The sequence below is a fragment of the Micromonospora sp. SL4-19 genome (genome assembly GCF_047921475.1).
In the GTDB taxonomy this organism is placed as follows: domain Bacteria; phylum Actinomycetota; class Actinomycetes; order Mycobacteriales; family Micromonosporaceae; genus Micromonospora.
This window is the reverse complement of the sequence record NZ_JBLROB010000026.1, coordinates 66,602-87,935: the sequence shown is the minus strand read 5'-3', so window position 1 is coordinate 87,935 and position 21,334 is coordinate 66,602. Positions and strand designations below refer to the sequence as shown.

Annotated in this window: 19 protein-coding genes and 1 pseudogene; 7 read left to right on the top strand and 13 right to left on the bottom strand. The window is 74.1% G+C overall.

The window, feature by feature from the left end; genetic code table 11:
• Both ACNAVT_RS24795 and ACNAVT_RS24790 read right to left on the bottom strand, forming a co-directional pair.
• Positions 1-282 (bottom strand): annotated as a pseudogene (locus ACNAVT_RS24795) (hypothetical protein); the annotation flags it as partial.
• 341 nt (positions 283-623) lie between these two features.
• On the bottom strand, positions 624-2,099 hold the full coding sequence (locus ACNAVT_RS24790) for an aminopeptidase P family protein (protein ID WP_416299566.1): 1,476 nt from the start codon (positions 2,097-2,099) through the stop codon (positions 624-626).
• Between the two features lie 157 nt (positions 2,100-2,256).
• On the opposite strand from ACNAVT_RS24790, the gene asnB reads away from it, so the two are divergent.
• Positions 2,257-4,218 carry an asparagine synthase (glutamine-hydrolyzing) gene (gene asnB / locus ACNAVT_RS24785; protein ID WP_416299564.1) on the top strand — a complete coding sequence of 654 codons (1,962 nt, stop codon included), beginning with the start codon at positions 2,257-2,259 and terminating at the stop codon, positions 4,216-4,218.
• 73 nt (positions 4,219-4,291) lie between these two features.
• Here asnB and ACNAVT_RS24780 read toward each other — a convergent pair whose 3' ends face one another.
• Positions 4,292-5,422, bottom strand: a complete 1,131-nt coding sequence (locus tag ACNAVT_RS24780; RefSeq protein WP_416299562.1) for a lytic polysaccharide monooxygenase auxiliary activity family 9 protein — start codon at positions 5,420-5,422, stop codon at positions 4,292-4,294.
• A 359-nt stretch (positions 5,423-5,781) separates the two neighbouring features.
• Here ACNAVT_RS24780 and ACNAVT_RS24775 point away from each other — a divergent pair, with 359 nt between their 5' ends.
• Entirely contained in the window at positions 5,782-6,714 is a 933-nt protein-coding gene (locus tag ACNAVT_RS24775) for a carbohydrate kinase family protein (protein WP_416299560.1), read from the top strand.
• A 66-nt stretch (positions 6,715-6,780) separates the two neighbouring features.
• Here the strand turns inward: ACNAVT_RS24775 and ACNAVT_RS24770 are convergent, their stop codons facing one another.
• Positions 6,781-8,004, bottom strand: a complete 1,224-nt coding sequence (locus ACNAVT_RS24770) for a multidrug effflux MFS transporter (RefSeq protein WP_416299558.1) — start codon at positions 8,002-8,004, stop codon at positions 6,781-6,783.
• Positions 8,005-8,082: 78 nt separating this feature from the next.
• Between ACNAVT_RS24770 and ACNAVT_RS24765 the strand changes: the two genes are divergently transcribed.
• Positions 8,083-8,529, top strand: coding sequence for a MarR family winged helix-turn-helix transcriptional regulator (locus tag ACNAVT_RS24765; protein WP_416299557.1), 447 nt, complete (start codon positions 8,083-8,085; stop codon positions 8,527-8,529).
• Between the two features lie 116 nt (positions 8,530-8,645).
• Here ACNAVT_RS24765 and ACNAVT_RS24760 read toward each other — a convergent pair whose 3' ends face one another.
• The gene (locus ACNAVT_RS24760) at positions 8,646-9,476 is read right to left on the bottom strand and encodes an MBL fold metallo-hydrolase (protein ID WP_416299555.1); all 831 of its coding nucleotides are present in this window, start codon (positions 9,474-9,476) and stop codon (positions 8,646-8,648) included.
• Positions 9,473-9,877: a thioesterase family protein gene (locus tag ACNAVT_RS24755; protein ID WP_416299553.1), complete on the bottom strand. Its 405-nt coding sequence runs from the start codon at positions 9,875-9,877 to the stop codon at positions 9,473-9,475. The genes ACNAVT_RS24760 and ACNAVT_RS24755 overlap by 4 nt, the downstream gene beginning before the upstream one ends.
• 114 nt (positions 9,878-9,991) lie before the next feature.
• On the opposite strand from ACNAVT_RS24755, the gene ACNAVT_RS24750 reads away from it, so the two are divergent.
• On the top strand, positions 9,992-11,074 hold the full coding sequence (locus ACNAVT_RS24750) for a phosphatase PAP2 family protein (protein ID WP_416299552.1): 1,083 nt from the start codon (positions 9,992-9,994) through the stop codon (positions 11,072-11,074).
• Between the two features lie 7 nt (positions 11,075-11,081).
• Here the strand turns inward: ACNAVT_RS24750 and ACNAVT_RS24745 are convergent, their stop codons facing one another.
• From ACNAVT_RS24745 to ACNAVT_RS24735, 3 genes are all read right to left on the bottom strand, one after another.
• Entirely contained in the window at positions 11,082-12,380 is a 1,299-nt protein-coding gene (locus ACNAVT_RS24745) for a PH domain-containing protein (protein WP_416299576.1), read from the bottom strand.
• A gap of 215 nt (positions 12,381-12,595) precedes the next feature.
• Complete coding sequence (locus ACNAVT_RS24740; RefSeq protein WP_416299551.1) at positions 12,596-13,123, bottom strand: PH domain-containing protein; 528 nt, start codon at positions 13,121-13,123, stop codon at positions 12,596-12,598.
• 21 nt (positions 13,124-13,144) lie between these two features.
• Complete coding sequence (locus ACNAVT_RS24735; RefSeq protein ID WP_416299550.1) at positions 13,145-13,375, bottom strand: hypothetical protein; 231 nt, start codon at positions 13,373-13,375, stop codon at positions 13,145-13,147.
• 240 nt (positions 13,376-13,615) lie between these two features.
• Between ACNAVT_RS24735 and ACNAVT_RS24730 the strand changes: the two genes are divergently transcribed.
• Genes ACNAVT_RS24730 through ACNAVT_RS24720 form a run of 3 tightly spaced genes read left to right on the top strand, consistent with a single transcriptional unit; the run spans position 13,616 to position 16,649 of the window.
• Positions 13,616-14,725, top strand: coding sequence for an AAA family ATPase (locus ACNAVT_RS24730; protein ID WP_416299549.1), 1,110 nt, complete (start codon positions 13,616-13,618; stop codon positions 14,723-14,725).
• Complete coding sequence (locus tag ACNAVT_RS24725; protein WP_416299574.1) at positions 14,704-15,702, top strand: DUF58 domain-containing protein; 999 nt, start codon at positions 14,704-14,706, stop codon at positions 15,700-15,702. The genes ACNAVT_RS24730 and ACNAVT_RS24725 overlap by 22 nt, the downstream gene beginning before the upstream one ends.
• On the top strand, positions 15,699-16,649 hold the full coding sequence (locus tag ACNAVT_RS24720) for a VWA domain-containing protein (RefSeq protein ID WP_416299548.1): 951 nt from the start codon (positions 15,699-15,701) through the stop codon (positions 16,647-16,649). The genes ACNAVT_RS24725 and ACNAVT_RS24720 overlap by 4 nt, the downstream gene beginning before the upstream one ends.
• A gap of 541 nt (positions 16,650-17,190) precedes the next feature.
• Here the strand turns inward: ACNAVT_RS24720 and ACNAVT_RS24715 are convergent.
• The 4 genes from ACNAVT_RS24715 to ACNAVT_RS24700 all read right to left on the bottom strand — a co-directional run bounded on the left by ACNAVT_RS24715 (position 17,191) and on the right by ACNAVT_RS24700 (position 21,282).
• Positions 17,191-18,399: an acyltransferase family protein gene (locus ACNAVT_RS24715; protein ID WP_416299547.1), complete on the bottom strand. Its 1,209-nt coding sequence runs from the start codon at positions 18,397-18,399 to the stop codon at positions 17,191-17,193.
• Positions 18,396-19,295: an alpha/beta hydrolase gene (locus tag ACNAVT_RS24710; protein WP_416299546.1), complete on the bottom strand. Its 900-nt coding sequence runs from the start codon at positions 19,293-19,295 to the stop codon at positions 18,396-18,398. Before ACNAVT_RS24710 ends, ACNAVT_RS24715 begins: the two co-directional genes overlap by 4 nt.
• 98 nt (positions 19,296-19,393) lie before the next feature.
• Positions 19,394-20,056 carry a response regulator gene (locus tag ACNAVT_RS24705; protein ID WP_416299545.1) on the bottom strand — a complete coding sequence of 221 codons (663 nt, stop codon included), beginning with the start codon at positions 20,054-20,056 and terminating at the stop codon, positions 19,394-19,396.
• On the bottom strand, positions 20,053-21,282 hold the full coding sequence (locus tag ACNAVT_RS24700; RefSeq protein ID WP_416299544.1) for a sensor histidine kinase: 1,230 nt from the start codon (positions 21,280-21,282) through the stop codon (positions 20,053-20,055). Before ACNAVT_RS24700 ends, ACNAVT_RS24705 begins: the two co-directional genes overlap by 4 nt.
• Positions 21,283-21,334: the final 52 nt, after the last annotated feature.

Below are 21,334 nucleotides of genomic sequence, written 5' to 3'. Positions count from 1 at the left end.
CACCCGGCCGTGCTCGTCCCGGTCCTCGTCCCGGTTCTCGCCCTTGCCGTCCCGGTCACGTTCATCCTGCCGGTTCTGCTTGTCCTGGCCTTCGTCGCCTTTGGCGACGTCGCTCGCGTTCTGCGGCGCCGCCGCGTGGTTCTCCCCGACGCGCTGCGCGTCGCCGGACTTGTTGTCACGAGCGGCGAGGCCACCAAGCGCCGCCAGACCGACGACGCCGGTCAGCCCGGCCACGCCGGTGGCGACCCAGAGCGCCCGCCGTTTGCTCGTCGGCGGGGTCATCCCGGCCCCGCCGTCGGAAGTCGTTACGTGGTTGGACATCAGAGCCTTCCGCCCTTTCGGTTTCACAAAGGGGTCGCATCACCGCTAGGCGGCGCGACCAGCTACAAACCGGTTGTAGCCTCTGATCCACACCGTATGAGAAGGATCCTCGCGAGGTGCTCTTATCCGAAAAAATCACGCATTGCTCTCATACCCGACCGAGGGGGATCGCCGGTGCCGAGTCGTCCGGAACATGGCCGAGCAGCGCAAACGGCGGCGGGCCCGCCACCGGTGCCCTAACGACGGAAAACGTCGCAGAGACCGGCAGCGGGCCCGCCGCCGCAGTCGTGCCGCCCGGAGCCTCAGCCCGGCAGGCGCGGTCCAGCCTCGCGCTGCTCGGCCAACCAGGTCTCCACCTCGTCGGAGCGGCGCGGCAGCCCGGCCGAGAGGTTCACCGCGCCGTCGGCGGTGACCAGGATGTCGTCCTCGATCCGGACGCCGATGCCGCGCAGCTCCTCGGGGACCAGCTCGTCCTCCGGCTGGAAGTAGAGCCCCGGCTCGACGGTGAGCACATAGCCCTCACCGAGCGGGCCGTCCCGGTACGTCTCCTTGCGGGCGTTGGCGCAGTCGTGTACGTCGATGCCGAGCATGTGGCTGGTGCCGTGCAGGGTCCAGCGGCGGTAGATCGTCGAGGACGGGTCCATGGCCTCGTCCACGCTCACCGGCAGCAGGTCGAGGTCCTTCAGCGCCCCGGCCAGGACCCGCATGGCGGTGAGGTGCACCTCCCGGAACGCCACACCCGGCTTGATCACGTCGATGCCGGCCTGCTGGGCGGCGTAGACGGCGTCGTACACCTGGCGCTGGAGCGGGGTGAACCGCCCGTTGACCGGCAGCACGCGGGTGACGTCGGCGGTGTAGAGGTTGCGGTTCTCCACGCCCATGTCCATGAGCAGCAGCTCGCCCGGCCGGGTAGCGCCGTGGTTGTGCACCCAGTGCAGGATCGTGGCGTGCTCGCCGGCGCCGACGATCGAGCCGTACCCGACGTCGTTGCCGTCGTGCCGGGCGCGCAGCGCGAAGATGCCCTCCAGCAGCCGCTCCGAGACGCCCCGGTCGGCCGGGAGCGCCCGGGCCACGTCCTCGAACCCGCGCACGGTGGCGTCGCACGCCTCCTGGAGCTGCGCGATCTCCCACTCGTCCTTGACCAGCTTCAGCTCCGAGATGGCGATCGCCAGCTCCCGGTCCCGGCCCGGCTGCCCGTCGACCCGGGCCCCGTCGTGCGGCCGCACCGCCGTGTCCACTCGCCGGTCGAAGCCGCGCAGCACCCGGGTCCGCCCCGGCGCCAGGTCGGCCAGGGCCGCGTCCAGCTCGGTCAGGTCGGCGGTGGGCAGCCCCAGCTCGGTCGACCTCTCGTGCAGCGTGGGTCGCCGGCCCACCCAGAGCTCGCCGTTGCGGCTGCGGAAGAACTCGTCGGTCGCGCGCGACGACCGGGGCCGCATGTACAGCGTGGCGTCGCCGTTCGGGCGTAGCACCAGCACGCTGTCCGGTTCGAGGTCGCCGGTCAGGTACGCGAAGTCGCTGCCCGCCCGGAACGGGTGGTCGGTGTCGTTGGCGCGTACCTTCTCGTTGCCGGTCGGGATGACCAGCGTCTCCCCGGGAAAGGCCGCGGAGAGCGTGGCCCGCCGCTTGGCGTAGTTGGGCACCTCCGGGCGGGGGCCCACCGGCAGTTCGGTGTCCCGCCAGCCCTGGCGCATGAACGCCAGGAACGCCTCCGGAAAGTCCGGGTCGTGCGATTCGGTGCCGTCCGCCGGCTTGCCCTGCTGCGTCCGCTCCTCGGCCATGAGCCGCCTCCTCCGCCTCGTTGCTGGTGCAGACGGTACCGCGCGCACCGAAGCGCGGAGAGCCTGCGGTGCCGCGACGGCGGCGTCGACCGCGTGGAAAGGGGCAGAGCCAGCGGTGCCGCAACGACCGAATCGGCTGCGTGGAAAGATGACCACCATGTGCGGACTCCTGGCCTTTTTCAGCGCGCGCGGTGACGCCGCCGCCCACCGCGACCACATCGCCGGAGCACTGGAGTGCCTGCACCACCGCGGCCCGGACGAGACCGGGGTCGAGGTGGTCGGCGACGCCACCGGCCGTTATGCGGACGGCGTGTTCGCGCACAAGCGCCTGGCGATCATCGACGTGGCGCTCAGCCACGAGCCGCTGCCGTACGCGAACGGGCGCTACCTGCTCACCTTCAACGGCGAGATCTACAACTACATCGAGCTGCGGGATGAGCTGATCCGGGACTTCGGCGCCCAGTTCGCCACGAACGGCGACGGGGAGGTGATCGTCGCCGGCTACCACTACTGGGGCGAGCAGGTGCTCACCAAGCTGCGCGGCATGTTCGCCTTCGTCATCTGGGACCGGCAGGAGCGGCGGGCCTTCGGCGCCCGGGACTACTTCGGCATCAAGCCGCTGCACTACCTGGAGACGCAGGACGGGCTCTACCTCGCCTCGGAGAAGAAGGCGCTGCTGCCGTTCGCGCAGTCGGCCTACCAGGGCGACGCGGGGATCGACCCGGCCAACCTGAGCCACTACCTGACCCTGCAGTACGTGCCGGAGCCCGGCACCCTGCACAAGGGGATCAGCCGGATCGGGTCGGGGGAGTATCTGACCTGGACCCCGGGCGGCCGGATCGAGGTGCGCCGGTGGTACCGGCCGGTGTTCCGGCCGGCGCCGGTGGCCGACGAGCAGAAGCTCTACCACGAGATCCGGGAGACGCTGCGGGAGAGCGTCCGGATGCACATGCGCTCGGACGTGCCGGTCGGCTCGTTCCTGTCCAGCGGCATCGACTCCACCGCGGTGGTCGCGCTGGCCCGGGAGTTCAACCCGAACATCCTCACCTTCACCGTCGGGTACGACGTGCCCGGCTACTCCGAGATCGACGTGGCCCAGGAGTCGGCCCGGCACCTCGACGTGACCACCATCCCGACCAAGATCGGGCCGCAGGACATGATCGAGGCGCTGCCGAAGATCGTCTGGCACCTGGACGACCCGGTCGCCGACCCGGCGCTGGTCCCGCTCTACTTCGTCGCGAAGAAGGCCGCCGAGCACGTCACCGTGGTGCTCTCCGGTGAGGGCGCGGACGAGTTCTTCGGCGGGTACACGATCTACCGGGAGCCGCTGTCGCTCAGCACGGTGAATGGCCTGCCCGGCGGCGTGCAGAAGGGCCTGCGCGCGGTGTCGAAGGCCATCCCGCAGGGCGTCAAGGGCAAGAGCTTCCTGGAGCGTGGCACCACTCCGATCGAGGAGCGCTACTACGGCAACGCCCGGATGTTCACCGAGGAGGAGAAGCAGCACCTGCTGCGCCGCTACGACCCCTCGGTCCGCTACACCGACGTCACCGCGCCGATCTACGCCGAGTGCATGGAGTTGGACGACGTCACCAAGATGCAGTACGTCGACCTCTACACCTGGCTGCGTGGCGACATCCTGGTCAAGGCCGACCGGATCTCGATGGCGCACTCGCTGGAGGTGCGGGTGCCGTTCCTGGACCGCGAGGTCTTCAACGTGGCCGCCGGTATCCCGGTCGACCTGAAGCTGCCGCCCCGCTCCGAGGCCACCAAGTACGCCATGCGCCAGGCGTTGCAGGGCGTCGTGCCGCCGGCCATCGTCAACCGCAAGAAGCTCGGCTTCCCGACGCCGACGCGGGTCTGGCTGCGCGGCGAGATGTACGAGTGGGCCCGGCACGTGCTGTCCACCTCGGGCGCGGGTGACCTGATCGACCTGTCGTACGCGATGCGGCTGCTGGAGGAGCACAAGCGGGAGGAGGCGGACCACTCCCGCAAGGTGTGGACCGTGCTGATCTTCTGCATCTGGCACGCCATCTTCGTGGCGAAGACCCTCGATCCGGGCATCCAGCGCAACCAGTCGGCCCTGCTCACCAAGCCGGTGGTCGGCAGCATGGTGCGCTGAGTGGGTTGAAAGGGACCCCCTGCACAACGCCAGGCGTTGCACAGGGGGTCCCCATTTCAACACCCGTCCTGGATCACCGGCCGGTGCAGGTGACGGTGGGGAGCGCGTTGGTGCCGGGTACGTTGGCCAGGAAGCCGAACGTGGTGGTGCCCTCCGGTGCGAGGGTGCCGTTGTAGGACTCGTTGGTGACGGTCACCGACGACCCGCTCGTGCTCGCCTTGCCGCTCCAGATCTGGGTGATGGTCTGACCGCTCGGCCAGGTCCAGTTCGCCGTCCAGCCGCCGTACGTCCGGGAGCTGTGGTTCATGATCATGACCTCGCCCTGGAAGCCGCCGGGCCAGGCGTTGACCACCTTGTAGACCGTCATGCAGTCGCCGCTGCCCGGCGGCGGCATGGTCGGGCTCGAGGTGGGCGTCGGTGACGGGCTGGTCGGGCTCGGCGTGGGCGTGGTGGGGGTGGGCGCCGGGGTGGTCGGTGACGGCGTGCCGCCCGAACCGATCCCGGTCACCTCGCCGTTGCCGCCGTCGAAGGTCACGTCGGAGCAGCCGAAGAAGTTCTCCTGGCTGTCCGAGCGGACCCAGCGTGAGTAGATGATGTGCCGGCCGCTCTTGTTCGCCGGCAGGGTGCCGGTGAAGTAGTAGTGCCCCTCGTTGGTGCCCACCGAGCCCCGCTGCGGTGGGTTGGTGACCGTCAGGAACGGCTGGTCCTCCAGGTCGCTCCAGGCCAGCGGCCGGGTCGGGCTCCACGTGTTCTTGGTGACGTAGAAGTAGAAGGTGCCCGGGTGGTGAGCCCAGTTGCTGTAGCGGAACTCCATCGTCCGCCCGGCGGTCAGGTGGGTGATCGGCCAGTCGTTGCGCGCCTGGTCGTAGCCGCTGTAGCCCGGGTTGCCGCCGCTGCACAGCTTGCCGTCGGGGATGAAGCCGACGGTCCGGCCGCCGGCGTCGGAGCGCAGCACGCTGAACCAGTTGTAGAGCGAGTTGGGCCCGTTCTCGGCGACCGCCGCCGCGCAGGCGGGGTTGGTGGGCTTGATCTCACCGGTCGGGCTGAGACCGTCCTTCCAACACAGGTAGGTCCGGGCGCCCGGGGTCATGGCCGCGCCGTGCGCGGCGGCCGGGTCGGAGCCGGTGGCCAGGGCGAAGGCCCCCAGGGCCAGGGTGGCGGCCGCGGTGAGCAGCGCGGCCGTACGGGATCGGGATCGGTGCACGAGTTCTCCTGACTCGCGGGGCGCGACCCGCACCGGTCCGCCCCGCTGCGACGAGCGGATACGACGATCGCGGTGCCACGCCCGGCGGTCGGAGTGCGGCCGGGGCCGTCGGGGGCGCGCACCGTCTGCGGTCCGTGCCACGGACCGGGGTGCCCCTCGCGTCGGCTCGACCCGGCGGCCGGCGGCACGGCAGCCCCCGCGCCACTCCGGCAGGCCCATCCCACCACGTCCACGCACCGCATGCAATAGTCATGCGTCGATGGGGTGGGGCCTCGTCGGACGGTGTCCGGGTCGTCCCCGCGCGCCGCGCCCCCGCGATGCGCCAGGATCGGGGGGTACGACTGACGGAGGGAGCCAGGATGGGGTACGCGGTGGTGCTCGGCGAGGCGCTGGTCGACCTGCTCGACGCCGAGCACGACGGGCAGCCCGTCTACCGGCAGGCGATCGGCGGGGGACCGCTCAACGTGGCCGTGGCGATCGCCCGGCTCGGCGGCGACGTCCAGTTCGTCGGGTCGCTCGGCGACGACGCGCTCGCGGAGCGGATCCGGGCCTTCCTCGCCGCGGCGGGGGTCGGGCTGACCGGGGCGGTCACCGTGCCGGCGCCGACCGCGTTGGCGGTGGCCACCTTCGCCGGCCCCGAGCCGGACTTCCGCTTCTACGGCGAGCCCCGGTCGTACGCCCTGCTCACGGCCGACGACCTGGACGTGTCCGTGATCGAGGGCGCGGAGGTGCTCTACTGCGGCTCGATCGTGCTGCTCGACCCGTCGGTGCTGGCCGCCGCCCGGCGGGCCTGGTCGATCGCCGGGGCGCTGCGGGTGTTCGACCCGAACGTCCGGATCCGGCTGCTGGACGGGCCCGACTCCCTGGCCGGGCTGCGCGAGGTGGTCGCGGAGTTCGCCGCGAGCGCCCACCTGGTGAAGCTGAGCAGCGCCGACGCCCGGCTGCTCTATCCCGGCGAGCCGGTGGAGGGGGTCGCCGCCTATCTGCGGGAGCTGGGCGCCGGCACCGTGGTGGTCACCCTCGGCGCGGACGGCGCTCTGGTCGCCGCCGCCGACGACGTGGTACGCATCCCCGCCCCGAAGGTCGGTGCGGTGGACGCCACCGGCGCCGGGGACTCGGTGATGGGCGCCCTGATCGCCGAGCTGCTCGCCGCCGGCGAGCCGGTGGATCCGGTCGGCTGGCAGGACCGGGTCGCCTTCGCCCTGCGCGTCGCCGGCCTGGTCTGCGAGTCTCGCGGCGGCGCCACCTCGATGCCCACCCGCGCCGCGGTGGCCGCCCGGTTCCCCTCCTGACCGCGCCCGCCCGGCTGACCGGCACGGTGACGCTTGTTTGAGGCTGGCAGATCGGAAGAACGGTGATCAGCGCGGGCGGGCCAGGGTGAGGACGGCGGCCACGGAGAGGGCGGCGGCGGTGGCCAGCACGGCGGCCATCGGCACTGCGCTGCCCTCGCCGCCCAGCCCGACCAGGGGCGCGGCGAGTGCGCCGACCACCGACTGGACTCCGCCCATCAGCGCGGCGGCGGTGCCCGCGTGCCGGGCGTGCCCGTCCAGCGCCAGGGCGGTGCTGTTGGGCATCACCATGCCCAGCGATCCGACGAAGACGAAGAGGGCCATCGCCACCAGTGCCAGGCTGCCGGCGAGCGCCCCGGCCAGCACGCCGACGGCGGCCACCGTGCCGACCAGCAGGGTGCCCACCAGCAGCCGGCGCGGGCTGAACCGGTCGAGCAGCCGGGCGTTGGCCTGACCGGTGGCGACCAGGGCGAGCGCGTTGAGCCCGAAGGCCAGGCTGAACGTCACTCCCGAGACGCCGAAGACGTCCTGGAACACGAACGACGACCCGGAGATGTACGCGAACAGCCCGGCGAACGCGAAGGCCTGGGTCAGCGCGTACCCGAGGTAGACCCGGTCGGCGGCCAGTGACCGCATGGTCCGGGCGGTGCTGGCCAGGCCGCCGGTGCTGCGCCGGTCGACGGGCAGGGTTTCGGGCAGTCGCCGGGCGACCGCGACGGCGAGGAGCAGCCCGATCGCGGCCAGGGTGAGGAAGACCGCCCGCCAGGAGCCGAAGCGCAGCACCAGGCTGCCGACGCTCGGCGCGGCCACCGGCGCCACGCCGAAGACCAGGGTGAGCCGGGAGAAGTACTTCGCCGCGGCGCGGCCGGAGTAGAGATCGCGGACCACCGCGCGGGCGACCACCACTCCCATGCCGCCGGCCAGGCCCTGGGCGAAGCGGGCGGCGGCCAGCGCCGGGGCGTTCGGCGCCACCGCGCAGACCAGCGCCAACAGGGCGTACGCGGTGACGCCGACCAGCACGGGCCGGCGCCGCCCCCAGCGGTCGCTGAGCGGGCCGGTGACGAACTGGCCGAGCGCGAGACCGACCAGGCAGGTGGTCAGCGAGAGCTGGATCTGGGCCTGGTCGGCGCCCAGGTCGTGGGTCATCGCCGGGAACGCCGGCAGGTACATGTCCAGCGAGAGCGGACCGATCGCGGTGAGCGTGCCGAGCAGCACCAGCAACGTGGCCCCGGCACCCCGTGGAGTTGCCGGATCGACGGACGGGCGCGCGGTCGTCCGCACGGTCTGGCTCACGGGTGCCCCCAGGTAGATGATCTCCAGCTAATCTTAGCTCTGTACTCAGAACTATTGCGATGTGAAGCAGGTGACCCGGTGTCGAGCGAGGAGGCCACCGCCCGGTTCGGCGCCGTGGTGGGGGAGCTGCACCGGCTGCTGCGGCGCGTGGCCGCCGGCCGGGCCAACCGGATCGCCCTGCCCGAGGCCCAGGTGGAGCTGCTGCTCCTGGTCCGTGCCGAGCCCGGCATCAGTGGCCGGGAGGCGGCCCGCCGGCTGGCGACCGCGCCCAACACCGTGAGCACGCTGGTCCGGCACCTCACCGACGCCGGGCTGCTGGAGCGGGACCGCGACCCGGCGGACCGCCGCGTGGTCCGGCTCCGCCTCACCGCTGCCGCCCGGGCCCGGATGGCCGACCACGAGGCGCACCGCACCGCGCTGCTCACCGAGGCCCTGGCCGCCCTCGACCCGGCTGCCCGCGCGGCGCTCCTCGCCGCCGTCCCGCACCTCGACGCCCTGCTGGCCGCGCTCCGCCGCCGCCCCTGACCCGCGACCCCCCGCCCTCGCGGTCTTGCCGTTCGTGCCCGGGCGAAGGCGGCAGAAGGGCGCGACCCGCCGACCGGCAGTGCAAGATCGAGGACGCCGGATGGCGGGAGGGACAGTCAGGCGGTGCCGTCGAGTTCGGCGTAGCCGCGGCGGGCGGCGATCAGGCCGGGGCGGGCGCCGAAGGGGGACTCGGCCGCCACCCGCTCCGGGAGTGCGCTGCCGGTGTGGCCGGCCCGGATCAGCCAGGCCTGCTGGGCCAGCTGGGCGTGCTGGGCCCGGACGAACTCCGCGTCGACCGGCGAGCCGTGCCCCGGCACCACCACCGTGGCGGGCGTGGTGAGGCGCAGCAGGTCGGCGACCGCGTCCGGCCACTGCAGCGGGTACGACTCCTCGAAGGCCGGCGGTCCGCTCTGCTCCACCAGGTCACCGGCGACCAGCACGTCCGCGTCCGGCACGTGCACCACGAGGTCGGCGTCGGTGTGGCCGTGCCCGGGATGGCGCAGCACCACCCGCCGCCCGCCGACGTCGAGCACGGTCTCGGTGAGCACCGGGTGCGTCGGGGCCAGCAGCTCGGTCCCGGTCAGCTCGGCGGCGAGCCCCGGCTGCTGGTCGCGCATCTCGTCGTACGCCGCCCGGCGCAGTTCGTCGGGGCGGTCGCGCAGCGCGGCGGCGGCCAGTTCGTGCGCGTACACCGGGCGGGGCGGGTCGGCGGCCAGGGTGGCGTTGCCGAAGCAGTGGTCGAAGTGGTGGTGGGTGTTGACGATGGTCCACGGGTGCGGGGTGACCGCCCGGGCGGCCTCGGCCAGCTCCCGGGCCTGCCTGGCGGTGGAGAGAGTGTCCACCAGCAGGGCCGCGTCGTCGCCCACCACCAGCGTCACGTTGACGTGCAGCAGCGGCTCGCGCAGCACGTGGACGCGGTCGGCGACCTCGACGAACCGGGCGGTCATGACGCCCGAGACGCGCGCTCGACGAAGCGCTGCCGGTCGACCAGCATGCGCTCGATCCGACCTTCGGCCGCGACCTCGTCGCCGTCGGTGACGGTCACCTCGAACAGCAGCCGCCAGCCGTCGACCTTGGCGAGCCGGGCCCGGGCGACCACCGTCCGCCCGACCGGGGTCGCCGTGCGGTGCTCCAGCTCGACCCGGACCCCGACGGTCGTCGACCCGGGTGGCATCCGGGTCGCGGTGGCCGCCACGGTCGCCGCCTCGGCCAGGGCGAGCACCCGGGGCGTGCCGAGCACCGGCACGTCGCCGGAGCCCACCGCCTGTGCGGTGTCGGCGTCGGTGACGGTCAGTTCGACCCGGGCGGTCAGGCCCGACACGAAGGGCGTCTCCGGCTGCTCCTGCATGCCCCGAGCCTAGACGAGCCGGGGCCGGGACGTCCGGTCTCCGCACCGTGGACGGCCCGGGCCACAGGTGGTCGGCGTCAGTCGATCCGTTGTGCGCCGTTAACCTTGACCGCGATGGCGATCGTGACAGACCCCCAGCCCCCTGCCCGGACCGGTGCCCCCACCAAGACCGACGGCGGGCGCCGTCGCGTGGTGGCGATGACGATCTGGGCGGTCGCCTTCGTGGCCGCCTGGCTCGGTATCGGCCTGCCCACCGACCCCGCCTACGCGTTCGTCTGGATCTGGGCGGCCACCATCGCGTGGTACTCATCGCGGCCGTGGCGCAGCCACCTGCGGTTCGCCCGGGACTGGATCCCGGTGGTGGTGCTGCTGGCCGTCTACAACCTCTCCCGAGGCTTCGCCGACAACGGCGCGACCCCCCACGCCATGGAGCTGATCGTCGCCGACCGGTTCATGACAGGCTGGGCCACCGGCGGCGAGGTGCCCACGGTCTGGCTCCAGCAGCACCTCTACAAGCCCGAGGTCCACTGGTGGGACGTGGCGGTCAGCTGGGTCTACTTCTCGCACTTTGTGGCGACGTTCGCCGCCGCCGCGGTGCTGTGGATGCGCGACCGCTCGCGCTGGGCGGCGTACATGCGGCGCTGGGGCTTCCTCTGCGCCGCCGGGCTGGTCACCTACTTCCTCTACCCGGCCGCCCCGCCGTGGTGGGCCGCGCAGAACGGCCTGCTCACCGAGGTCGCCCGGATCTCCACGCGGGGCTGGAAGGAGATGGGCATGCACGGCGCGGGCAACCTGCTCAACGCCGGGCAGATCGCCTCCAACCCGGTGGCCGCGATGCCGTCGCTGCACACCGCGTTCGCCCTCTTCGTGGTGCTGTTCTTCCTGCGCTCGCTCCGGAAGCGCTGGTGGCCGCTGCTGCTGGCCTATCCGCTGGCGATGACCTTCACCCTGATCTACAGCGGCGAGCACTACCTGATCGACGTGCTGGTCGGCTGGGCGTACGTGGGGATCACCTTCCTGGTGGTCGGGCTGGCCGAGCGCTGGTGGGCGACCCGGCGCGCCCGGCGTGCGGCGGTGGCGCCCGCGACGGAGCCGCAGCGGGCAGCCGGCCTGGCTGCGGACGCCGCCGAGACGGACGCCGCCGAGACGGACGCCGCCGTTCCGGTCACCCCCGACGCGGTGCCGGTCGAACGCTGACCGCTGGTCAGCCCCGCCGGTCCGGGTGCCGGGCGGCGTGCGCCCGCGCGATCAGCTCGGCCGCCAGCACCCAGGCCTCGGCCAGGTCCCGGTCGGGCGCGGCCGCGCCCGACCCGCCGGCGGTGTCCGCGTGCACGGTGGCCAGCCGCAGCCACCGCTGCGCCGGGCCCTGGGTCACCCGCACGCTCTGGATCCGGGCGTACGGAACCACCGTCAGCTGGCGGGTCAGCAGCCCGGCGCGGGCGACGAAGACCTGCTCGTCGAGGCCGGCACCGACCGCCGCGCGGGTCAGCGGGCGCAGCCAGCGCGCCCGCGGCGGCGGTGGCGTGGTGGGTAGCGCACCCAGCCGCACGCCGGGCAGCACCTCGGCGACGACCAGCTCGCCCACGTGCGCGTCGCCGACCGGCAGCAGCCGGTCCGGCCGGTTCCGGTCGTCGGCCTCGCCGGTCGAGTAGCCGGCCACCTCCAGCCGCAACCGCAGCCAGCCCTTCATCCGCCAGAGCAGCGGCCAGGTGACCCCGATGGTCTGCACCCGGTGCAGCGGCACGGTCTGCACCCGGGTCTCCAACAGACCGTTGCGGACCCGCAGCGTGTCGTCGTCCCGGTCGAGCCGGAAGCTCCAGTCGTCGAGCACCCGGCGGATCGGTTGCAGCAGCACGCCGGCCATCGCGGTCAGCGTGCTGGCGACCGCGATGAACGACCACGACCCCTCGGTGACGAACTGGGCCACCACGAAGGCCACGCCGAACGGGAGCAGGAACGCCTGCGGGGTGAGCAGCTGGCTGACCAGCAGATCCGCGTTGCGTACGGTGTGCAGCCGCCGCCCGGCCGGGCCCGGTGCGGGCTGCTCCCCGGCGGTGGGGCCGGCGGCGGGCGGGACGGCCTCGGGCGCGCGGCCGGCCAGGGCGAGCAGCCGCTGGCGCAGTGCGCCGGCCTCAGCCACGCTCAGGTACGCCAGCGGCGCCTCGGTCTTGCCTCCGCCGACCACCTCAAGCCGCAGCTCGGCCAGCCCGGTGAGCTGTGCGAGCAGCGGCCGGACCACCTCCACGGCCTGCAGCCGCTCCAACGGGATCGCCCGGGTACGCCGCCAGATCAGCCCCTCGTGCACCCGGAGCTCCCGGCCCACCACGTGGTAGCCGGTGTTCCACCAGCTGATCACGGCCAGCACGGTGGCGCCGAGGACGAATATCACGACCAGCACGGTGAACCAGCCGAACCCGACCCGGGACAGCGTCGACCAGGAGAGGCCGGCGATCACCACGACCAGCGACTTCGCGCCGTGCAGCGCCGGACTGAGCGGGTGCAGCCGCTGCCGTGGCTCCTCACCGGCCGGCGCCGGCGGGGCCGGGTGACCCGACCAGCCGGTCCCGGCCCCGGGCGCCGCCCAGGGACCGGGCCCGGACGCGTTCCACGGATCGACCGGGCCCGGCCCGGGCTGGCCGTGGTCGACGGGACCGGGCCGGGGCTCGCCGTGGTCGACGGGACCGGGCCGGGGCTCGCCGTGGCCGACCGGGCCGTGGCTCACAATCCCTCCGCCCGGTCCTCGCCCAGTGCGGTCAACCGGTCCCGCAGCCGGGACGCCTCCGCCGGCCGCAGGCCGGGCACCCGGGCGTCGCTCGCCGCCGCGGCCGTGTGCAACTGGACGGTGGCCAGGTCGAACGCGCGCTCCAGCGGCCCGGCGGTGACGTCGACGAACTGCATCCGCGAGTACGGCACGATCGACAGCCGCCGCACCAGCAGCCCGTGCCGGACCAGCAGGTCGTTCTCCCGCTCGGCGTATCCCCAGGCGTGCACCGCCCGGACGATGGTGACGGCGCGCCAGGCAGCCAGCAGCACCACCACGCCGAGGGCGGTACCGAGCAACCAGTGGCCGGTGACCGCCCACGCCACGCCGAGCACCACCAGCACCACGGCGAGCAGGATGCCGAGCCGGATCAGCTCCACCCAGATCAGGTCGCGGGAGATCCGCTGCCATCGGACGGTTTCCGGCCAGGGCTCAAGGGGGCCGGGCGGGGCCGGCGGTCGGCCGGCGAGGCCGTCACCGTTCACGGGGTGGTCCGCTGCGCTCGCTCACCCTTCGAGCGTAGGCGATTCCGGCATCGCCTCAACCTCGCGCAGGAACCCGCGTGCGTCGAGGAAGGCGCCGAGTGACTCCCGGTGGTCGGGGCAGGCCAGCCACGTCTTGCGCCGGTCGGCGACGTGCAGGCGGGGATTGTTCCAGCGCAACGCCCAGACGGCGGGGGCGCGACACCCCCGCGCCGAGCAGATCGGCACCTCGTCGGCGGGAGTGGGAGTGCTCACCGGGGCGAGTCTAGGGGCGCGCGCCGGGAAGTTTAGCGCCGGGCGGCCACGGGGGAAGCCGCCCGGCGACGAGGTGAATCGTACACACGACGGACCCCTGGTTGTCCACCCGTGTTCAGGGTTTTCGGCGCGACGGGACGGCCCGGCGAAAATCGTCCCTCTCCCGCCCTCGGCTCTCAGCCGGGCATGACAGTCTTGATACGCACCACACCGCGACGACGACCAAGCTGTGGAGGACCGGTGGCCCAGCCGACCACGCCCGACGCCCCGACCCCGACCGAGGCCGTGCGGGACGCGCCGCCGCCGGCGGCCACCACCCCGGCCCAGGACGCCACGCTGCTGGAGCGGGCGCTGTTCGAGATCAAGCGGGTGATCGTCGGGCAGGACCGGATGGTCGAGCGGATGTTCGTCGCCCTGCTCGCCCGGGGACACTGCCTGCTGGAGGGAGTGCCGGGCGTCGCCAAGACCCTCGCCGTCGAGACCCTCGCGAAGGTGGTCGGCGGCTCGTTCGCCCGGGTGCAGTTCACCCCGGACCTGGTGCCGGCCGACATCATGGGCACCCGCATCTACCGGCAGTCCAGCGAGAAGTTCGACGTCGAGCTGGGCCCGGTCTTCGTGAACTTCCTGCTCGCCGACGAGATCAACCGGGCGCCGGCGAAGGTGCAGTCGGCGCTGCTGGAGGTGATGAGCGAGCGCCAGGTGTCGATCGGCGGGGAGACCCACCGGGTGCCCGACCCGTTCCTGGTGATGGCGACCCAGAATCCGATCGAGCAGGAGGGCGTCTACCCGCTGCCGGAGGCGCAGCGGGACCGCTTCCTCATGAAGATCGTGGTGGGCTACCCGACCGACGCCGAGGAACGGGAGATCGTCTACCGGATGGGTGTCGCGCCGCCCGAGCCGGTCCGGGTCTTCGACACTGCGGACCTGGTCGCCCTCCAGCACAAGGCCGACCAGGTCTTCGTGCACAACGCGTTGGTCGACTACGCGGTCCGGCTGGTGCTGGCCACCCGCACCCCCGCCGAGCACGGCATGCCGGACGTCGCGCAGCTCATCCAGTACGGCGCCAGCCCGCGCGCCTCGCTCGGGCTGGTCCGGGCCACCCGGGCGCTGGCGCTGCTGCGCGGCCGGGACTACGCGCTGCCGCAGGACGTGCAGGACATCGCCCCGGACATCCTGCGCCACCGGCTGGTGCTCAGCTACGACGCCCTCGCCGACGACGTCCCGGCCGACCATGTCGTGCACCGGGTGATGTCGACCATCCCGCTGCCGTCGGTCGCGCCCCGGCAGCAGGCCACACCGCCGCCACCGGCCGTCCCGCAGGGCACCGGCTGGCCCGGGCAGCGGCCGTGACCCCACCCACCCGGCTGCCGGCCACCGGCGACCGCTCGGAAGCCGTCCTCGCCCGGTTGCAGCTGATGGTCACCCGCAAGCTCGACGGGCTGCTCCAAGGTGACTACGCCGGGCTGTTGCCCGGGCCGGGCAGCGAGGCGGGAGAGTCCCGCGAATACCGCCCCGGCGACGACGTACGCCGGATGGACTGGCCGGTCACCGCGCGGACCACGACGCCGCACGTCCGGCGTACGGTGGCCGACCGGGAGCTGGAGACCTGGCTGGCGGTGGACCTCTCGGCGAGCCTGGACTTCGGCACCGGGCGGTGGCTCAAGCGTGACGTGGTGGTCGCCGCCGCGACCGCCCTGGCCCACCTGACCGTCCGCGGCGGCAACCGGATCGGCGCGGTGGTCGGCACCGGCGCCCCGGGGGCTGTACCAAGCGGCGGGTGGCGGGACTCGTCCCCGGTCCGCGGGCCGGGGACGCTGTTGCGGCTGCCCGCCCGGGCCGGCCGCAAGGAGGCGCAGGGGCTGCTCCGGGCGATCGCCGCGACGGAGATCCGCCCCGGGCGCAGCGACCTCGGCGTACTCGTCGACACGCTGAACCGGCCACCACGCCGACGTGGGGTGGCGGTGGTCATCTCCGACTTCCTCGCACCGCCGCAGCAGTGGGGCCGGCCGATCCGTAAGCTGCGGGTCCGGCACGACGTGCTGGCGATCGAGGTGGTCGACCCGCGCGAGCTGGAGCTGCCTGACGTGGGGGTGTTGCCGGTGGTCGACCCGGAGACGGGGGAGCTGCACGAGGTGCAGACCGCCGACCCGCGCCTGCGCCGCCGGTACGCCGACGCGGCGGCCGCCCAGCGCGCGGCCATCGCCACCGAGTTGCGCACCGCCGGCGCGGCCCACCTGCGGCTGCGTACCGACCGAGACTGGCTGCTGGACATGGTGCGTTTCGTCGCCGCGCAGCGGCACGCCCGTACCCGAGGGACGACTCGATGATCCGTTTTCTGCAACCGTGGTGGCTGCTGGCCGTGCTGCCGGTGCTCGCCCTGGCCGGCGCGTACGTCTGGCGGCAGCTGCACCGCCGGGCGTACGCGATGCGGTTCACCAACGTCGACCTGCTGCGCACCCTCGCGCCGAAGGGCCTGGGGTGGCGGCGACACGCGGCGGCCACCGCGTTCCTGCTCTGCCTGCTGGTGCTGGCCACCGCGCTGGCCCGCCCGGCGGTGGACACCCGGGAGCCGCTGGAGCGGGCCACCGTGATGCTCGCCATCGACGTGTCCCTGTCCATGCAGGCCGACGACGTCGCCCCGAACCGCCTCCAGGCGGCCCAGGAGGCGGCGAAGCAGTTCGTCGGGGAGTTGCCGGAGAGCTACAACGTCGGGCTGGTCGCCTTCGCCAAGGCGGCGAACGTGCTGGTCCCGCCGACCAAGGACCGGGCGGCGGTGCGTACCGGCATCGACGGGCTCGTCCTGGCCGAGGCGACCGCGACCGGGGAGGCGGTCTTCACCTGCCTGGAGGCGATCCGCTCGGTGCCCGCCGACGGCGCGGCCGGCATCCCGCCGGCCCGGATCGTGCTGCTGTCCGACGGTTACCGCACCTCGGGGCGGTCGGTGGAGGAGGCGGCTGCCGCGGCGCAGGCCGCGAATGTGCCGGTCTCCACCATCGCGTTCGGCACCGACTCGGGTCAGGTGGACATCGGTGGCCAGCTCCAGCGGGTGCCGGTGGACCGGATGGCCCTGTCGCAGCTCGCGGAGACCACTCGGGGCTACTACTACGAGGCGGCGTCGGTGAGCGAGCTGAAGCAGGTCTACCAGGACATGGGCAGCTCGATCGGGTTCCGGACCGAGCCGCGCGAGATCACCCAGTGGTACGCGGGTTTCGCGCTGCTCTTCGCCCTCTGCGCCGGTGCGCTGAGCCTGCTCTGGTCGTCCCGCCTGATCTGAGGCGGGACGAGCGGGTCCGCCGTCCCCGAGGCGGGGCGGCCGGACCCGGCCGGCGCGGTCAGTGACCGCCGCCGGCCAGGATGAAGAGAACGGCCACCCAGACGGCGGCGAGGGTGAAGCCCAGCGGGGCGACGTAACGGCTCATGGGACTGCTCCGTGGCGACGGACGGTCCGGGCTCGCGGGCCGGACCGCAGGGGCGGATCAGGGCGTTCGCACACGAGAGTCGTGACCGGGGTGCTCCTCCGCGGGCGGCCCGACGGGCCGCACAGCATGGTCGCTCCGGGGCCGGTGGCCGGGGAGGCAGACGGGGCGGAGGCGCGAAATCTGGGTCAGCTCGGCTGACTGAGTCGTGGCTCAGCGGGGCTGACGGGGGGCCCGGCCACGACTGGAAGGATCGCCATCTCGCACAGCGATCACCTCCTGCGGTCGGCGGGGCTCCGGGAAGCGGGCGGTCATCGGCCCGCTAACGCGGATCATCGTACACCCGTCGCGCCGCCGTGCCGCACTCGGCCGGACGGTTGCCGCCGGCCCGCCGGTGGGTCAGCCGGCTCCGGCCCGCTCCGTCGTCCCGACCCCGGCGGTCTCATCGGCGGGGCTGCCCCGGCGGGCGGGCGCGACCGGGCCGCGGCGGTCACCCGACGGCCTGCGTCGCGCGGCCACCAGCACGGCCAGCACCAGGGCGAACAGCGGCAGCCAGCAGACCCGGGCGGCCACCCAGCCGGGGCCGGTCGGTGGGGTCAGCAGTCCCGGCAGGGCGTGGCCGAGGTGCGCGGTGAGCGCGGTCACCCCGATCAGCACCGGCTGGTGCCACAGGTAGACGCCCATCGCCTCCCGGTTGATCGCGGTCACCGTCCGCGCCGGCCGGTGTCGGTCCAGCAGCCGGGCCAGCGCGGGTCGGGCCAGCAGCGCGACGCCGACCTGGCCCACCCCCAGCGCGACGGCGAACAGCGACGGCGGATGCAGGTTGGACAGCCCCGCGCCGGGCACCCCCACGGCGCTGGCCGGGTAGCCGAGCGCGACCAGCCCGACGAGCGCCACGCCGCCGGCCGCCGCGAGCCCGGCGGCTGGGCGGGGGCCGGTCAGCCGTCCGTCGGCATGCGCGACCCCGAGCAGCCAGGGCACCGCCCAGGCGGCCAGCAGGGATGCCGGCAGCCGCCCGGGCGCCGCCGGGAGCACCCGGGCGGCCAGGTCGGCGGCGGCCACCACGGCCACCGCCGGTGCGGCGCAGCGCAGCGGACCCCATCGGCGTACGGCTGCCCGCAGCGGCGCGGTCAGCGCGGACAGCGCCAGCAGGGGCAGCAGGAACCACAGCGGACTGACCGCCAGCGTGATCGCCACGGCGAGGGTGCCGTCCGGGGTACCCAGGACGATCGCCGCCAGCAGTACCCCGGACCCGACGCCGAGCAGCGCCAGCGTCGGGCGGAGCAGCCGGCCCAGCCGCCGGGCCAGCCAGCGCCCGACGCCGTGCGGGTAGCTGGCCAGCGACCTGGTGGCCGCGTACCCGGCGGTGAAGAAGAACAGGCCGAGGGTCTGCAGGAGCCAGGTGGCCGGGGCCAGGTCCGGCATCGCGGCCAGCGGGCTGGCCGTGCGCAGGACCCCGTCGGGAGCCAGCACCAGGGCGGTGACCAGCCAGTGCCCGAGCACCACCCCGCCGATCGCGTACGCCCGCATCGCGTCGACCACCCGGTCCCGGCCCACCGGGGTTCGCGACTGCGGGGCTCGCAGGCCCGGCTCGCTCCTCGCGCTCACGGGGCCACCGCCGGGTCGGCAATGGCACCGTGGAGCACGACCGACGCCACCGCCGCCGTGGTGGTGCTTCCGGTCGCCAGGTAGCTGTCGTGGCCGGTCACCCCGGCGGTGGGCAGCGGTCGGGCACCGAAGGCCGGGTCGCCGGGGCGGACGCCGTGGCCGAGCCCGGGCAGCCGTACCTCCGGGACCCGGCGGATCCAGTCCGTGGGTGCCTCCGCCGCCCACACCCGGATGCGGCCCAGGTCGCCGGCCCGGTCCACGCCGACACCCACCCCGCCGAGCGTCACCACGTCGGTCACCCCGGCCGGCGACTGCTCGGCGGCGAGCCCGACGACCAGCGCCCCGTAGCTGTGCCCGACCAGCGTCACCGTGGCGTCCGGGCGGTGGGTGGCGAGCACCCGCAGCTGGGCCAGGAGCGCGGTGGCGCCCCGGTGGGCCGCGGTCCGGCCGGCCGCCGTCGCCACCCCGTCGGGCGGGTGGTAGCCGAGCCAGACCAGCACCGCGACCGGGGTGTCGGGCGCGGCGGCGCGCAGCGCCGCGTACAGCTCGGCCCCCTGCCGGGCCGGTGCCCGCCGCGCCACGCCGCCCAGCCCCCGGTCGAAGTCGTGCAGCGTGCTGCCCACCCCGGGCACCAGCACCGCGATCCGGTCGGCGGTCGCCAGGTCGCCGAGCACCTCCACCGCGAGGCCGTCGCCGCGCGGATCGAAGACCAGGAACCGGCGTCCGGCCGTGACCCAGCCGTCGTACGGCGGCCCGGCCGCTCGCAGCCTTGCGGCGACCATCGGATAGGCCTCGACGTACGCCGCCGGCGCCACCGGGGCGGGCCGGTCCGGCACCAGCAGCCCGAGGCCGAGCAGCGCGGTCAGTGCCACCCGGACGGGTGGGATCCAGTGCATCGTCGTCTCCCTCCGGAAGTCCTCCGGCGGAAGCGTGCGGTGCGGGCGGGCCGAAGATCGTCAACCCGCGGAGTGGTCTCCGGTGTGCTACCCCGGAGCTATTCCCTGGCGCTCACCAGACCCGTCTCGTACGCGAGGACCACGGCCTGGGCGCGGTCGCGGAGCTGGAGCTTGGCCAGGATCCGCCCGACGTGGGTCTTGACCGTCTGCTCGGCGACCACCAGGTCGGCGGCGATCTCCGCGTTGGAGCGCCCCCGGGCGATCAGGCGCAGCACCTCGGTCTCCCGTGGGGTCAGCCCGGCCAGGTCCGTCGGCCGGGGCCGGCGGTGCCCGGGGCGGGCGGCGAACTCGGCGATGAGCCGGCGGGTCACGCTCGGCGCGAGCAGCGCCTCCCCGGCCGCCACCACCCGGACCGCGTGCACCAGGTCGGCGGCGGGGGCGTCCTTGAGCAGGAAGCCGCTCGCCCCGGCGCGCAGCGCCTCGTAGACGTAGTCGTCGAGGTCGAAGGTGGTCAGGATGAGCACCCGGGGGCGGTCCACGCGGCGATCGCCGAGCAGTTGGCGGGTGGCCGCGAGCCCGTCCAGCACCGGCATCCGGACGTCCATCAGCACCACGTCCGGGTCCAGCCGGCGGGCCGCCGTCACCGCCGCCGCGCCGTCGGCGGCGTCGCCCACCACGAGCAGGTCCGGCTGGGCGGCCAGCAGCGCGCCGAAGCCCTGCCGGACCATCGCCTGGTCGTCGGCGATCAGCACCCGGATCATCCGTTCCCGCCCTCCCCGTCGTACGGCAGCACCGCGTGAACGGCGTACCCGCCGCCGTCGAGCGGCCCGGCGGCGAACGTACCGCCGAGCGCGAGGGCGCGTTCGCGCATCCCGGTCAGCCCGTGCCCGGCGCCCCGCTCGGCCGCTGTCGGGCCCGCCGGGCCGGCGGTGTTCTCGATCCGGACCGCAAGGATGCCCGGTCCGGGGTGGATGCTGATCCGCACCGCGGCCCCCGGGGCGTGCCGGGCCGCGTTCGCCAGCCCCTCCTGCACGATTCGGTACGCGGCCAGCCCGAGCGGCGCGGGCGCCCCGGCGGCCGGCGCGGGGGCGTCCAGGGTGACCGTCAGGCCGGCTCGGCGGGCGGTGTCCACCATCGCCGGGACGTCCGCCAGGCCGGGCTGCGGCGCGGTCTCCGGACCGGTCGACTCGCTGCGCAGCACGCCCAGCAGGCGGCGCATGTCGGTCAGCGCCTCCCGCGCCGAGCCGGCGATGGCGGCGAACTCGGCGCGGGTGCCGTCCGGCACGCCGGCGAGGCGATAGGGAGCGGTCTCCGCCTGCACGGCGATCATCGACATGTGGTGCGCGACCACGTCGTGCAGCTCCCGGGCGATCCGGGTGCGTTCCTCCAGGACCGCCCGGCGTTCCTTCTCCCGCTCGCTGAGCTCGGTCTGCGCGGCCAGGGCCCGGCGGGACAGCCGGTTGCCGCGTACGAGGTGGCCGAGCACCAGCAGGGTCAGGACCAGCAACAGGACGCCAGCCCAGTTGTTGGGGTCGACCAGCGCGACCACCGGCACGATCGTGATGACGCCCACCCAGATCAGCACCGGCCGGTCCACCCGGGCCGCCACCACCGCCATCACGAGCAGCGACCCGAGCACCAGCACCGGGCTCCACGGCCAGGGCTGGCCGGGCGGGGCGTTGAAGGTGCAGGTGAGCAGCGCCACGATGGTGAGCCGCCAGGCCAGCAGCGGGCGCCGGGGCAACGCGAGCAGCGGCGCGATGGTCAGCACCGCGAACAGCATCGCCACGATGCCGGGCAGGCGCCGGTTGGTCTCCCAGGCCAGGGTGGCGGCGAACAGACCCACCACCACGAGCAGGCCGACGGGGCCCACGTACCGGGCGAGCCTCGGCCAGCGTTGCAGTGGTGGCCGCGGCGGCGGGACGTCCGGGCCCGCGACGGCCTGCCGCAGCGCCGCCCACCAGCTGTCGACCCGGTGCTCGCTCATCAGCGGCAGCGTACGGTCCGGGATCTGTCACCGTCGTCCCGCCACGGTACGA

Excerpts from the sequence above, each read along its gene's own strand:
- ACNAVT_RS24790 (WP_416299566.1), bottom strand. The coding sequence starts at position 2,099 with ATGGCCGAGGAGCGGACGCAGCAGGGCAAGCCGGCGGACGGCACCGAA.
- asnB (WP_416299564.1), top strand. The coding sequence starts at position 2,257 with ATGTGCGGACTCCTGGCCTTTTTCAGCGCGCGCGGTGACGCCGCCGCC.
- ACNAVT_RS24775 (WP_416299560.1), top strand. The coding sequence starts at position 5,782 with ATGGGGTACGCGGTGGTGCTCGGCGAGGCGCTGGTCGACCTGCTCGAC.
- ACNAVT_RS24760 (WP_416299555.1), bottom strand. The coding sequence starts at position 9,476 with ATGACCGCCCGGTTCGTCGAGGTCGCCGACCGCGTCCACGTGCTGCGC.
- ACNAVT_RS24755 (WP_416299553.1), bottom strand. The coding sequence starts at position 9,877 with ATGCAGGAGCAGCCGGAGACGCCCTTCGTGTCGGGCCTGACCGCCCGG.
- ACNAVT_RS24750 (WP_416299552.1), top strand. The coding sequence starts at position 9,992 with ATGGCGATCGTGACAGACCCCCAGCCCCCTGCCCGGACCGGTGCCCCC.
- ACNAVT_RS24720 (WP_416299548.1), top strand. The coding sequence starts at position 15,699 with ATGATCCGTTTTCTGCAACCGTGGTGGCTGCTGGCCGTGCTGCCGGTG.
- ACNAVT_RS24710 (WP_416299546.1), bottom strand. The coding sequence starts at position 19,295 with ATGCACTGGATCCCACCCGTCCGGGTGGCACTGACCGCGCTGCTCGGC.
- ACNAVT_RS24705 (WP_416299545.1), bottom strand. The coding sequence starts at position 20,056 with ATGATCCGGGTGCTGATCGCCGACGACCAGGCGATGGTCCGGCAGGGC.
- ACNAVT_RS24700 (WP_416299544.1), bottom strand. The coding sequence starts at position 21,282 with ATGAGCGAGCACCGGGTCGACAGCTGGTGGGCGGCGCTGCGGCAGGCC.